The organism is Pseudomonas sp. URMO17WK12:I11, from assembly GCF_007677725.1.
GTDB lineage: Bacteria > Pseudomonadota > Gammaproteobacteria > Pseudomonadales > Pseudomonadaceae > Aquipseudomonas.
This window is the reverse complement of record NZ_VEDF01000005.1, coordinates 319,947-332,490: the sequence shown is the minus strand read 5'-3', so window position 1 is coordinate 332,490 and position 12,544 is coordinate 319,947. Positions and strand designations below refer to the sequence as shown.

At 63.4% G+C, this 12,544-nt stretch carries 10 protein-coding genes; all 10 read right to left on the bottom strand.

Annotated features, from left to right (window positions below; all coding sequences use genetic code 11):
- Positions 1–199 precede the first annotated feature (199 nt).
- A complete protein-coding gene (locus FS665_RS23420) occupies positions 200–358 on the bottom strand; it encodes a hypothetical protein (RefSeq protein WP_178108335.1) in 159 nt (52 codons plus the stop codon).
- Positions 359–511: 153 nt separating this feature from the next.
- Positions 512–1,966 carry a mannose-1-phosphate guanylyltransferase/mannose-6-phosphate isomerase gene (locus FS665_RS12590; protein ID WP_145188729.1) on the bottom strand — a complete coding sequence of 485 codons (1,455 nt, stop codon included), beginning with the start codon at positions 1,964–1,966 and terminating at the stop codon, positions 512–514.
- 34 nt (positions 1,967–2,000) lie between these two features.
- Positions 2,001–2,648 carry an alginate O-acetyltransferase AlgF gene (locus FS665_RS12585; protein WP_145188500.1) on the bottom strand — a complete coding sequence of 216 codons (648 nt, stop codon included), beginning with the start codon at positions 2,646–2,648 and terminating at the stop codon, positions 2,001–2,003.
- Positions 2,649–2,668: 20 nt separating this feature from the next.
- Entirely contained in the window at positions 2,669–3,826 is a 1,158-nt protein-coding gene (locus tag FS665_RS12580; RefSeq protein WP_145188496.1) for an alginate O-acetyltransferase, read from the bottom strand.
- A gap of 10 nt (positions 3,827–3,836) precedes the next feature.
- Entirely contained in the window at positions 3,837–5,297 is a 1,461-nt protein-coding gene (locus tag FS665_RS12575; protein ID WP_145188493.1) for an MBOAT family protein, read from the bottom strand.
- 186 nt (positions 5,298–5,483) lie between these two features.
- Complete coding sequence (locus FS665_RS12570; RefSeq protein WP_145188490.1) at positions 5,484–6,587, bottom strand: mannuronate-specific alginate lyase; 1,104 nt, start codon at positions 6,585–6,587, stop codon at positions 5,484–5,486.
- An 8-nt stretch (positions 6,588–6,595) separates the two neighbouring features.
- Complete coding sequence (locus FS665_RS12565) at positions 6,596–8,035, bottom strand: alginate O-acetyltransferase (protein ID WP_145188487.1); 1,440 nt, start codon at positions 8,033–8,035, stop codon at positions 6,596–6,598.
- A 13-nt stretch (positions 8,036–8,048) separates the two neighbouring features.
- Positions 8,049–9,608: a mannuronan 5-epimerase AlgG gene (gene algG, locus FS665_RS12560; RefSeq protein WP_145188484.1), complete on the bottom strand. Its 1,560-nt coding sequence runs from the start codon at positions 9,606–9,608 to the stop codon at positions 8,049–8,051.
- Between the two features lie 22 nt (positions 9,609–9,630).
- The gene (locus tag FS665_RS12555) at positions 9,631–11,109 is read right to left on the bottom strand and encodes an alginate export family protein (RefSeq protein ID WP_145188481.1); all 1,479 of its coding nucleotides are present in this window, start codon (positions 11,107–11,109) and stop codon (positions 9,631–9,633) included.
- On the bottom strand, positions 11,106–12,533 hold the full coding sequence (gene algK, locus FS665_RS12550; RefSeq protein ID WP_145188478.1) for an alginate biosynthesis TPR repeat lipoprotein AlgK: 1,428 nt from the start codon (positions 12,531–12,533) through the stop codon (positions 11,106–11,108). The genes FS665_RS12555 and algK overlap by 4 nt, the downstream gene beginning before the upstream one ends.
- Positions 12,534–12,544 lie beyond the last annotated feature (11 nt).

Genomic DNA, 12,544 nt, shown 5'->3' with positions numbered 1-12,544 from the left:
ATGTTTCCCCACAGGATTGAAACAACCCGTAGGAGCGAGCGTAGCTCGCGATGCGCCGCACAGGCGGCGCTCGATCGCATAGGCGCTGCAAATCCCCAGACCTTGCAGGCTCGCCTTACTGCGCGATGGTCTTGACGAAAACGCCGCACTCAAGGCTATTGGAGGTGCGGCCGCAGACGTCCTCGAAGCGCTCGATCGCCTAGGTGCTGCAACTATCCAGGCCTTGCAGCTCGCCATACTGCGCGATGGTCTTGACGAAAACGCCGCACTCAAGGCTATTGGAGGTGCGGCCATAGACGTCCTCGAAGCGCTCGATGCTTTGGCGCCTGTGCGATCGAGCGCCGCCTGCGCGGCGCATCGCGAGCTGCGCTCGCTCCTACGAATGTTTCCCCACAGGATTGAAACAACCCGTAGGAGCGAGCGTAGCTCGCGATGCGCCGCGGGCGGCGCTCGATCGCCTAGGCGCTGCAACTATCCAGGCCTGGCAACTAGCCAGACCTGGCAGCTCGCCTTACTGCGCGATGGTCTTGACGGAAACCCCCCGCTCAAGGCTATTCGAGGTGCGGCCATAGACGTCCTCGAAACGCTCGATGTCGTCCTCGCCCAGGTAGCTGCCCGATTGCACCTCGATGATCTCCAGTGGAATCTTGCCAGGGTTGCGCAGACGGTGGATCGAAGCGATCGGAATGTAGGTCGACTGGTTTTCAGTGAGCAGGAACACGTTCTCGTCGCACGTCACCTCGGCCGTGCCGGATACCACGATCCAGTGCTCGGCACGGTGGTGGTGCATCTGCAACGACAAGCTGGCGCCGGGCTTGACGGTGATGTGCTTGACCTGGAAACGACCACCCATGTCCACCGAATCGTACGAGCCCCACGGGCGATATACTTCCAGGTGGTTCTGGGTCTCGCTGCGGCCCTGCTCGTCGAGGGTCTTGACCATCTGCTTGACGCCCTGGACCTTGTCCTTGTGGGCAATCATCATCGCGTCCTTGGTTTCGACCACCACGATGTTCTCAAGGCCAATCACCGACACCAGCTTGCCGTTGCCATGGATCATGCAGTTGTGGCTGTCCTGCACCACCACATCGCCCTTGGTGACGTTGCCGTTGTCGTCCTTGTCGTGCACTTCCCACAGCGACGACCAGCAGCCCACGTCACTCCAGCCAGCGGACATCGGCACCACACAGGCACGCTGGGTCTTTTCCATCACGGCGTAGTCGATCGAGTTGTCCGGGCAGCAGGCGAAGGTCGCCTCGTCGATGCTCAGCACGTCGCCGTCCTCCTGGCTGCGCTCCAGCGCCAGCAGGCAGGTGTCGTAGATGTCCGAGTCATGCTTCTTCAGCTCTTCGAGGAAGCGGCTGGCACGGAACAGGAACATGCCGCTGTTCCAGAAGTAACCGCCGGCGGCAACGAACTCGGCCGCACGCTTTTCGTCTGGCTTCTCGACGAACTGCGCAACCCGCGCCACGCCTTCGGGCAGCAGCGCGTCCTGGCTGGAGCGGATGTAGCCATAGCCGGTCTCAGGCTTGGTCGCCGGCACCCCGAACAGCACCATTTCGCCACGTTCGGCGGCCACGGTGGCCAGGGCCAGGGCGCGTTGCAATGCCTTCTGGTCATCGATGACGTGGTCGGCAGGCAGCACCAGCATCAGTTCGTCGCGCCCTTCATTGACCAGCTTCATCGCCGCCATCGCCACCGCCGGTGCGGTGTTGCGGCCGAACGGCTCCATCAGCAGGCCTTGGGTTTGCAGCTTCAGGGCAGCCAGCTGTTCCTGGACGATGAACTTGTGGTCCTTGTTGCAGACCACGATCGGGGTGTCCATGCCTTCGAAGATCAAGCGCTCGATGGTCTGCTGGAACAGCGTGTGCTCGCCGGTCAGGGCCAGGAATTGCTTGGGGAACTGCTTGCGCGACAAAGGCCACAGACGCGAACCGCTACCACCAGAAAGAATTACCGGGATCATCATGTTTCTCCAATAGTCGTTATGAGGCAGGGAATCAGTTGCTGGTCACGGGGCGAGTTACCCACACCGGCGACAAGTTGCTGCCGGAACCTGTTACGTACAACACAGCGGCTTCGCCGCGCTCCAGGGCGACCGGCTTGAGGTCGCTGACTTTCTTGTCGCCTTCGAACAAGGCCAGGTTGACCTTGACCGGATTGATCTCACGCTCGCCGCGGTCTTTGGTCGCCACCGACGGCACCACTTCGGTCTTGCCATCGGCGGTCTTCAAGGTCACGGCCTGGTCGCTGAGGTTCTGCACGCGGACCAGCGCTTTCTGCTTGTTCTTGAACGGTGGTTCTTCGATCAACTGCGGGGTGCCGCTGGTGCTGTTGACCAGGGTGTAGTACTTGTCCGCCGCCAGCTTGACCGGGACGCTCTTGCCGCCGACCTGGGCGGTGTAGTCGCCGCCTGGCAGGAAGCTGAAGTCGCTGCTCGACTGGGCGCCGACCTGCTTGATCTGGGTGTTGCCGACGCTGGCGGCAGCCGGGGCGCTGGCGGCGTTGTACAGGCGTACGAAGGTCGACCCCTTCGGTGCGCTCGGGCCATACAGCGCAGCATCGGCGCCAGCGAAGGCTTGCATCGAAGCAAGGGAAAGGCCGGCCGCGAGGGTGAGGGCTTTGGCAATGGAAGTCTTGGTAGTCATGTGCATTTCCTCTCTATCGATCAGTGGTTCGTCCGGGTGGACGACAAGGCCAGGTTTTCTTCGGATTTACGGGTGTTTTTCAGCTGCACGATCCACTGCGGATCGAAGCTGCTGAGGTCGTTTTTCATTGGCAGATAACGTTCGGGGAATTCCCACACCACCACTTGTGGCGCAGCATTCTTGAAAGCGTCGCTTTGCAGGTACTTGAGCATCGGCAGCAGCGGGCCATGGCCGTCTTCGGCGTAGTTGGCAACGTCGCTGTGCAGCGCCTGCTGCAGCGCGCCAAGGAAGTTCCAGTGCGGGTTGGCGCTGTAGCTGGTACCTACCAGCGCTACCGGGATCTGGGTATCGGCGAACAGCGCATCGCCGGTATCTGCACTGCTTTGCACCGGATGCGTGCTGCGTTGCTGCAAGGTGTCCGGGGCTGGCAGCAGGCTGCTGAACAGCGGGTCGAGCGGCAGGAAGTTGGTCAGGTCGCCCTTGTACGGCGCGCTGTCGCCAGCCTCGGTGACGAACGCCTGCGGGGCACCATTGAGCAGGCTCTGGCGACTGACCGCTTCGGCCACGGCCTGGGCCGCTACCTCGGCGCCCATCGGCGTCCAGTGGGTATCGGTGCGCAGGAACACCTGGCCGCGCGCCTTGGCCTGCTCCAGCGGGGTCTTGAGGTCCGGGGCGAAGACATTGGCCTGACGCGCCTGGGCGTGGAACTGGTTGTACAGGTCATCGTGCAGGCTGGCCGGTTGCTCCTTGCCAACGTACTCGGCATAGACCCGCGCCTTGGCCGGGACGATCGCCAGCACCAGTTGGCTGCCGTGCTGGTGCAGGGTATCGCGCACGCCACGGATCAACGCCAGGTTGTCCTGCATCAATTGCTGGGCATCGGCGCTGGGCTTGAATTCCTCATCGCTGAACAGCCACTGGTCGCGGCCCAGCACCACGCCGGGACGGCCTTCGTTGAACAACTTGAAGTCCAGCGCCGCCCACAGGTTGGTGCCCAGGCGCTTGATCGGGAACTGGTCGTCGTAGTGAGTCTCGGCGGCCTTGGCCAGCTTGCCGTTGAGCAAGGTCATCTGCTCGGTACGGTGGAAGCTCTCGAAGGCCCCGGTCGACCAGGCGCCCATGCCGACCAGCAGGCCCAGGAACGACAGCGAATAAGTGATGCGTAGTGTCCGGTTCATGTCATTGGCCTCAGAACTGGAAGTACAGGAACGGCGAGTAGCTCTGCGCCGACAGCTTGAGGATCGAGGCGGCGAACAGCAGCAGGATCAGCGCGCGGCTCATCACCCGGGTCCAGTCCAGGCCGATCGAACCGTCGGCATGCACTTGCGCCGGCGTGCGGATGGCGGCAGGCGGTGTGGCGTTGCGGTAGAAGTCGCGCAGGCCGAAGAACGCCAGGGTGAGGTAGGCGATCACCAGGGTCGCCACCTGCAGGCCGGTGAGCTGGGCGCGGTTGAGTTCCGACAGCTGCCATTCGCCGAAGCTGAACATGGCGCCATACATGCGGGCGGCAACGTGCAGGTTCTCGGCGCGGAAGATCACCCAGCCGACCACCACCAGCAGGAAGGTGAAGGCCCATTTGATCGGGTTGAAGCGTTGCGGGTTGGTGTCGATGCCCAGCGCGCGCTCGATCGCCAGCCACATGCCGTGCCAGGCGCCCCAGATGATGTAGGTGAAGTTGGCACCGTGCCACAGGCCGCCCAGGAGCATGGTCAGGAACAGGTTGCGGTAGGTGTTGAAGGTGCCTTTGCGATTACCGCCCAGGGTGATGTACAGGTAGTCGCGCAGCCAGGTCGACAGGCTGATGTGCCAGCGCCGCCAGAACTCGGTGATCGACTGGCTGATGTACGGCTGCTTGAAGTTCTCCATGAAACGAAAGCCCATCATCAGGCCCAGGCCGATGGCCATGTCGCTGTAGCCGCTGAAGTCGAAGTACAGCTGCGCGGTGTAGGCCAGGGCGCCCAGCCAGGCATCGCCGGTGGTCGGGTTCTGCAGGGCGAAGCAGTGATCGGCGACCACCGCCAGGGTGTCGGCGATGAACACCTTCTTGATGAAACCCTGCATGAAGCGGGTGCAGCCTTCGGAAAACTTGTCCAGGGTGTGGGTGCGGTTGTTGAACTGGTCGACCAGGTCCTTGAAGCGCAGCACCGGGCCTGCGATCAGGTGCGGGAAGATCGCCACGAACGCGGCGAAGTCGATCAGGTTACGGGTCGCTGGAGTATCGCCGCGGTACACGTCGATGATGTAGCTGATCGACTCGAAGATGTAGAACGAAATACCGATCGGCAGCAGCACGTGGGTGAGGATGAACGGCTCAAGGCCGAACGAGGTGATGATCGCGTTCAGGCTATCGACGCCGAAGTTGGCGTACTTGAAGTAACCGAGAATTGCCAGGTCCACCCCGACGCCCAGCAGCAACCAGCGCTGGGCGGGTTTGCTACGCACCCCGGCGGCGCCGACTTTGAGGCCGATCCAGTAGTTCCACAGGGTCACGCCAGCGAACAGGGCGAGGAAGTCGACCCGCCACCAGGCGTAGAAGATGTAGCTGGCGACCAGCAGCAGCAGGTTGCGATAACGTTGTCCGCTCAAGTAATACAGGCCGAGAAAGATCGGCAAGAACAGGAACAGGAACACGTTGGACGAGAAGACCATCCCGGTTCTCCTTATTGTTCACAGCATCCGGGGCACAGCGCCCCCCAAACCCCCCAGTGCAGAACTGGAGGAAACCTTTTTCACTTCATGGCCACTGGCGAGGGCTTCACCCTCGTTTCGCGACACCCGGCCGCGCCCACAGGTACCGCGTATCCCGTGTGGCAGCGGCCGCTATCCAGGCGACAACTATTTTTTCGATTCTGCGTTCGGGTCATAGACCCGCGTCACGTCACCGCCGAGCCTGAAGCTGTTGAACGGCTGCATGTCCTGCTTGCGTTCCAGGGTGTCGCCGACGCAGTGGTACAGCGCGCACCAGGGCTCCAGCCAGGCGTATTTGGTGTCGACCTTGAGGTCCTTCATGTCCTGTTTCTCACCGGCGCGCTCGGCGAAATGACGCGGATCGCGGGCGCCGTACAGCACGCCTTCACCCAGCCGCTGCAGGGCGAAGTTGTTCTCGGCGCGCAGGTCCACGCCATTGGCCTGGGCGAAGCTTGCGATCATCGCCAGCGGTGGCAGGGCGTAGTTGTGGTAAGCCAAGGCGCGCTGGCGGCGCTTGATCTCGTTGGGCAGGAAGCCCTGGTCGTCGATCTGGTTGACGCCGATCTTGTATTCCTTCACCGCCCAGTCGAACAGGTCGCGGCGATCGGTCGCCACGGCCGTGGCCATCACCGACCAGGCGGCCCAGTAGCTGTGGTTGTTGATCTTTTCCAGCGGCAGGTCGCTCCAGTCACGCACGGTCTGCTCGGCCAGGCGGGCGAACCACTTCTCGATCAGCTCGGCCTCGGCCTGATGCGCCGCCAGGGGGTGTGCGTTGGAAAACTTCAGGCGCAGCCACGAGCCACTCATGCTGCCCAGCGCCCATTTGCGCATCGACTTGCCGGTGTGGTTGTAGTCCTTGGACATCAACGCATCGGCGCGCGCCCAGGTGCCTAGCCAGCTCAGGGCGCAATCCAGTTGCTGCGGGCGGCCGTCACGCATGTACTGGCCGACCATCTTGCTCACGCCTTTCTCCAGCGTGGTGATGTCTTCGGTGGATTTGCGAAAGGCTTTTTCCGACGCGACATTGAGCGTCGCCCGTGCCTTATCCGAACCTTCGTACTTGCTGCGGAACTGCAGCGCTCCGGTGTACGGCTTGGGCGCCGATTCGCAGCGGAAGCGGTTCTCGCCGGTTTTGATCTTCTCGATGCCCTCGTAATAGCCTTGCGGTGGCACCAGTGCGGCCTGGGCGGCGCCGCCGAACAGTGCCAGGGTGAGCAGGGCGGGGCGGAAAATACGCGTGAATGCTGACATGGTTCGCCTCACTGTCCGGCCTGCGCGGTGTGCGCAGGGATGGCAAAGTTGTTGCGTTTGCAGAGCTTGGCTTCGACCTTCTGGGTGCCGCTTTCCGGCCCCTGGACTTCCAGGGCCAGCAGGTTCTGGCTGGCCCAGTCCTGATCTTCACGCATCTGGAAGACGAAGCGGCCGTCGGTGTCGGAGGTCTCCGGTTTCTCCAGCTTGATGTCTTCGTGGCGACCGTTCAGGTACCACAGGGTCGCCTGCAACACCTTCACCGACGGGTCTTCGAACTTGATGTCCATCTGCAAGTTGCGGTTGACCAGTTCTTTGATCACGCCACCCTTGCCGTTGACCATCAGCTCGTTCTTGCCGGGTTTGAGCGTGGTGCTGGCACTCATCAGGGCCGGGCGCGCTTCACAGCCATCGTCGAGCAGGGCGAGGATCTGCCGCCAGATGGTTTCCTGATCCAGGCGATACAGCGGCGAGAATTCCCAGATGAGGATCTTCGGTGGGTTGTTCTGGAATTCCTCACTGCCCAGGTACTGGATCATCGAGCCCTCCAGGCCACCACCGGGGAAGGCGACGTTGAGCACGTCGGCGCCGATGTATTGCTGCAGGAAACCCGAGAAGTTGTAGTTCTTGCCGCTGTGACTGGTGCCGACCAGGGTGATCTGTGCATTGCCGCTGTCACCGAACAGGTCGTCGCCACCGCTCGAGCCCTTCGGCTCGGTGGTGAACTGGTCCATGTATTGCACCGCGTAGCTGGTGCCGCAGAGTTGGCCGGCGACGTTGTGCAGGGTGCCGGTCTTGCCCATGCGCCCCGACCTGTGGGTTTCGAATTCCTTGTGCGGGATGCCTTCGAATGCCGGCATCTGGTGCACGGTGTCGGCCACGATCCTGGCCGCGCGCTGGGCGCCATACGGGGTCCAGTGCTGGTCGCCGCGGAAGTAGAAGTCCTTGCCCTGGTCGGCGGCGGCCAGTTGTTCGTTGGTCAGTGGCGACAGGTCCGGCACGTTGTAGCCCATGCTGGCGAAGCGCTTGAGCATGGCCTGGTAGTTGCCCAGGGCCTTCTGGTAATCGAAGGCGGCTTTCTCGGCCGGGTTGAGCATGTTGCGGTTCACCAGGCCACGCGTGGGCTGGTACACCACGACCAGCTCGACGCCGCGCTTCTTGAACGCATCGTGTACCTGCTGCAGGCGCTTGTAACCGGCCGGGGTGGTGTCGAATTCGGTGCGCAGGTCTTCCCGGGTACGGAACAGCCAATCGCCCTGGGCTTGCACCAGGGTGGTGAAGTTCTGCTGGTAGCGCGTGGTGTAGCGGCTGGCGTCGTGCGCCTGCGGGCACAGCTGGCAGCAGGGCTCGGCGGTGAAGCTCGGGGCCGGTACTTGATCGGCGCGCGCGCCTTGGCTGATGGCCAGAAGGGCGGCGGACAAGCCCAGCAGTTTGATCAGGTGTGGAGTCATGGTCTGGGCTTCCTTAATCGATCATTTCGGTCTGGCGTTCGACCGGGTCGATCAGCACGGCCTTCTGCTGGCGCACCAGCAGGTCGAGAATTTCGTCCTGGCGCTCGCCGAGCACGCCGTTGAGGCTGATGCCGCTGGCCTTGCGCGGGGCGAGCATGGACACCTTGTACAGCTCGACCGACAACGGTGAGTCGATCGACAGCGGGCCGGACCCGTTGGCCGCCAGCTCGCCACCCACCACGATCAGCGAAACCTTGGTGTCGAAAGGGTCGAGGGCAATGTCGCGGTCAGTGTCGGACAGGTCCTTGATGTGCCCGTACACCCCGACCAGGCCATTGGCCATGGCGATGTTTTCGTACAGGCGGATGTTCACGCTGTTGCGCACGCGAATGCCGTGACGGCGGTTGTTGATCAGCTTGTTGCCCCAGATCAGGTTGTCGCCGCTTTCGTACAAGGTGATGCCGTCGGTGTGGTTGCGGTAGATCTCGTTGTAGGCCACCAGGTTGTTGACGCTGTTGCGGTCGATCACCACGCCCGAGAGCTTGTTGTCGTAGCTCTTGTTGTGGATGATCCAGCTGTCGTTGACCTCACGCGAGACGATGATGCCGTGCTTCTTCTTGGTGCCGTACACGGTGTTGCCGGCGATGATCAGGCGGTGCGAACGGTCGTGCGGGTCGATGCCATAAACGATGTTGTCGTTGTAGGTGTTGTCCTTGACCACGAAGTCGGACGTTTCGTAGCAATAGAAGCCGTACCACATGTCGCTGAACTGCGAGCCGATGATCCAGCCGGTGGGTTCGGCACGGCCCATGCGCTTGGACATGTTCGGCGTGTACTGGGAAATGCTCACGCCGTACGACTTGGATTTCGAATAGCCGAAGCTGGCCATCCTGGAATTGACGATGTAGGTCTCGGTGCCGCCCCAGGACAGCAGGAACGGGCGAAACTCCTTGGGCGAACGGAAGGTCGCCGGGCCATTGTCCTGCTCGCGCCAGCCGGTCACCTGGGTGTCGGTGACGAACAACTTGCCATCGTTGACCAGAAACGCGCCGCCTTCCTGGGAAAGACGCAGCTGCTTGACCTTGCCGTCGATTTCCAGAATGCCCTTGTGCCCGACCACGATCGGCAGGCGCGCCAGATACACGCCAGGTTGCACTTCGCTCAGGTACTGCTTGGGCACGCGCTTGCTCAGCTCGACCAGGTCCAGGTGACCGTCGTCGATGAAGATCGCCTGGGGAATGCCGTGCTGGCGTTGTACCCACTCGGCGGCCTTGTTGTCGCCGCCGACGAATTCCTTGAGGGTATCTTCCTGGAACATGCGGCGCACGCTGACCTTGCCCTTGTGCCTGCGGTCGATCTTCTGCTGCACCGCCTCGGCGGTGTAGCCGGACAGATCCGGCAGCTTCGGTGGGTCCATGCGCAGCGGCTCGATCGGTGCGCTGGCCACGGTGTAGGTCTTGGCCTGCTGCAGCTCCTTGGCGATCACTTGGGGCTGGGCAGCGACGGCGACCTGGCTGGCCAGCAGCAGGGCGCTGGCCAGCAGGCTGTGACGAATGTGCGGGTGAAGGTTCATTTGCTCAGGTCCTTTGCCGGCCTCAGAAGCGCCAGATCACGTCGACGAAGGCACGGTGCATGTACGAGTCCGCTTCTTTGCCATACGCGTCGCCGGGCTTGAACACACCGGCGCGCAGGCGCACCAGGGCTGAAGGCTCGTCGATCGCCTGGCTCATCGAAGCGGGCAACAGGCCCTGCTTGAAGTACTTGGTGACGACCACGTCCATTTCCTGGCCGAGGTCTTTTTCGCCATCGACCAGCTGACGGTTCACGCCGTTGTCGTTGACCACCGCGTTGATGCCACTGGAACCGATGTTCTGGTTGCCGTCGACGCGCCAGAACTTGTGGTAGATCAGGCTGGCGTCGTAGTCGTCGCGCAGTTGCCAGGAGGCGAACAGGGTCGCTGCCTGCAGATTGCCCAGTTCGCCGCGGAAGGCCTCGCCGAAGCGGTGCACGCGCGAGCGGGTACCGGTGAAGTTGGAGCGGTTGCTCTCAAGACCGGTCTGCTCGAAGTTGTTCGAGCCATCATCGCCACCCCCGCCGCTGCCGCGGGCATAGGCGGCGCCGACCTGCCACTGCGGATCGAGGCGCAGGCGGATGCCGAGGTCGGTGGCCCAGGCATTGACGTCGCCGCTCTGCTTGCCGGTGGCGACCTGGTCGTCGCCGACCAGCTGGGTGCTGAGCTTGTCGCGATCACCGCTCAACCAGGTGACGCTGCCCCAGTAGTTGACGGTGTGTTCGTTGCGCCAGTTGTAGGCGTCGCTGTTGGCTTCCAGGCCCAGCCAGGTGAGGTCGCCGGTGCGCGTCTTGTCCAGCGCATCGACGGTTTCCCCGGGGTTCTTCAGGCTGCCGCTGTCATGGGTGTGGTGGGCGCGCAGGCCAACCCAGTGACCCGGCGTCCACTGCGCGGCGACGTTGCCATACACGTGGGTGCGGTCCTTGTCTTCCGGGGCCAGCTCGGTGAGGTCGGTGCGGTATTCGCTGAAACGCTGGGCAACCCCCAGGTCGGCCTTGAGCAACGTGGTGTCGAAGGTCCAGTTCAGCGCCTCGATGTTGGTGTCGCGCCACATGCCGTCGTCGCTGCGCAGGCGCTGGCGACCCAGGCGCAGTTGCTCGCCGGGGTAGGCGGTCAGGCCACTGTAGCCGACCCAGAATTCGCGCATGGCCAGGTAGCTTTTATCAGGTTTGCGGCTGTTGTCGCCGGTGTCGGTGGTGGTGCCGTCGTCGTTCTGGCGCAGGGTGTCGGTTTCGATGGTGTCGGTGGCAGTCACTGCCTGGCCCATGGCGTAGGCGCTCCAGTTGCCGCGTTCGCCGTATACCCAGGGGCGCAGGTCCAGACCCAGGCCGTTGACGTCGCCGCCGGGGCGGGTACCCAGGTCGCGGTCGTCCTCGGATTGGCCGGTGATCTTCACGTCCAGGCCGAAGTTCTTCTGCGCAGTCATGTCCGCCAGGGTCGGGCACGACCACAGCAGCGCGAAGCTCAGGCCGATGCCGGCTTTCACGAAGGGATTGAGCGTCATAGCGAGTCCTCGGCGTCTACGTCTTTTTCGTCGTCTTGCAGGGCCTCCATGGCCAGGGAGCGGGTGGCGCCTTGGCCCATGCTGCCGCGGGCCTGGCGTTCCTGTGCCAACAGGCTCTGGGCCTGGTTGCGCTGTTCGGGGCTGAGCTGCTGATCGAGCTGTTGCAGCAGCTCGCTGGACTGCGGGGTGGGGTTGAGTTGCGACAACTGCGCAAACACCCAGGCGTTGCCCAGTTGCGGGCGAATGCCGTGACCTTCGCTGAACAGCTGGGCAAGCGCATAGTCGGCGCTGTTCTGGCCGCCGCGGGCGGCGGCGAGCAGGTGATCGACGGCTTTCTGCGGCTCGACGTTGCCCAGGTAACCACGGCGGTACAGCTGGCCAAGGTAATAGTCGGCACTGACTTCGCCGGCCGCGGCTGCAGCTTGCAGATGGCGCTCGGCCTTGGCGGCGTCGGGCGGCACGGTCTTGCCTTCGTAATACAGTCGACCCAGGAGCAGATCGGCGCGCGGCTGTTCGGCGGCCCGGCCCTTGTCGATGTAGCTCATCAACTGGTCGGTGTCGCCCAGCTCGGGGAAGTCGTACAGCAGCTGGGCCAGGCTCACCCAGGAGGCCGGATTGGCCGGCGCGACTTCTTCGAGCAAGGCCTTGGCGGTGTTTTCATCGGTCTGGCCGAGGCTGCGGTCAGCCAGCACTCGCGCCACGCTGTCGACCCGACTGGCAGGCACGGCGCCGCGGGCATAGGCCGACTTGAGCTGGGCGATCAGCGCGGCTTGCTGATCGGCCTGGGCGCGTTTCTGATAGACCGTGGCCAGCTCGACATAGCAGATGTCGGTGCTGGTCAGGGCTGCCTTGCAGATCGATTCGACCTCGTCCAGGTGCTGGTCGTAGGTATCCTGGGTCCGGTACAGCAGCACTTGGGCCAGGCCCGCTTCCGGGTTGCCGGCGGCACGCCACTGGTCGATCTGCTGCTGGGCGTTGACCTTGGGGAAGCTCTGCGGATAGCTCAGGTAGAGCATGGCCAGCGGAATCAGGGTATTGCCCTGGCCTTGCTGGGCGGCCAGCTTGAGCAGGGTTTCGGCCTCTTCGCGTTCGGCCTGGGTGCTGTCGGGCTTGGCCACCAGCAGCCGCCCAAGACGCGCCTGGGCCCGCGGCGAGGTCGCCGCTGCGGCGCGATAGGTCGCCTCGGCTTGCTGGATCTGCGCAGGGTCGCGGCTGGCCACCTTGATGTCGGCCAAGCCGACCTTGGCATCGCTGTAACCGAGGTCGGCCAACGCCTGGTAGTTGCGCTCGGCCAGCGCAGTGTCGCCGCGCTTGAGGGCTTCGTTGGCCAGGCGCTGGTCAGGCAGGCCGGCACAACCGGCCAGGGCCACCGCCGTGGCCAGGGCACACAGGCCCAGGCTTGCGCTTTTCTTCGGCAAGGTCATCGCTTGATCCC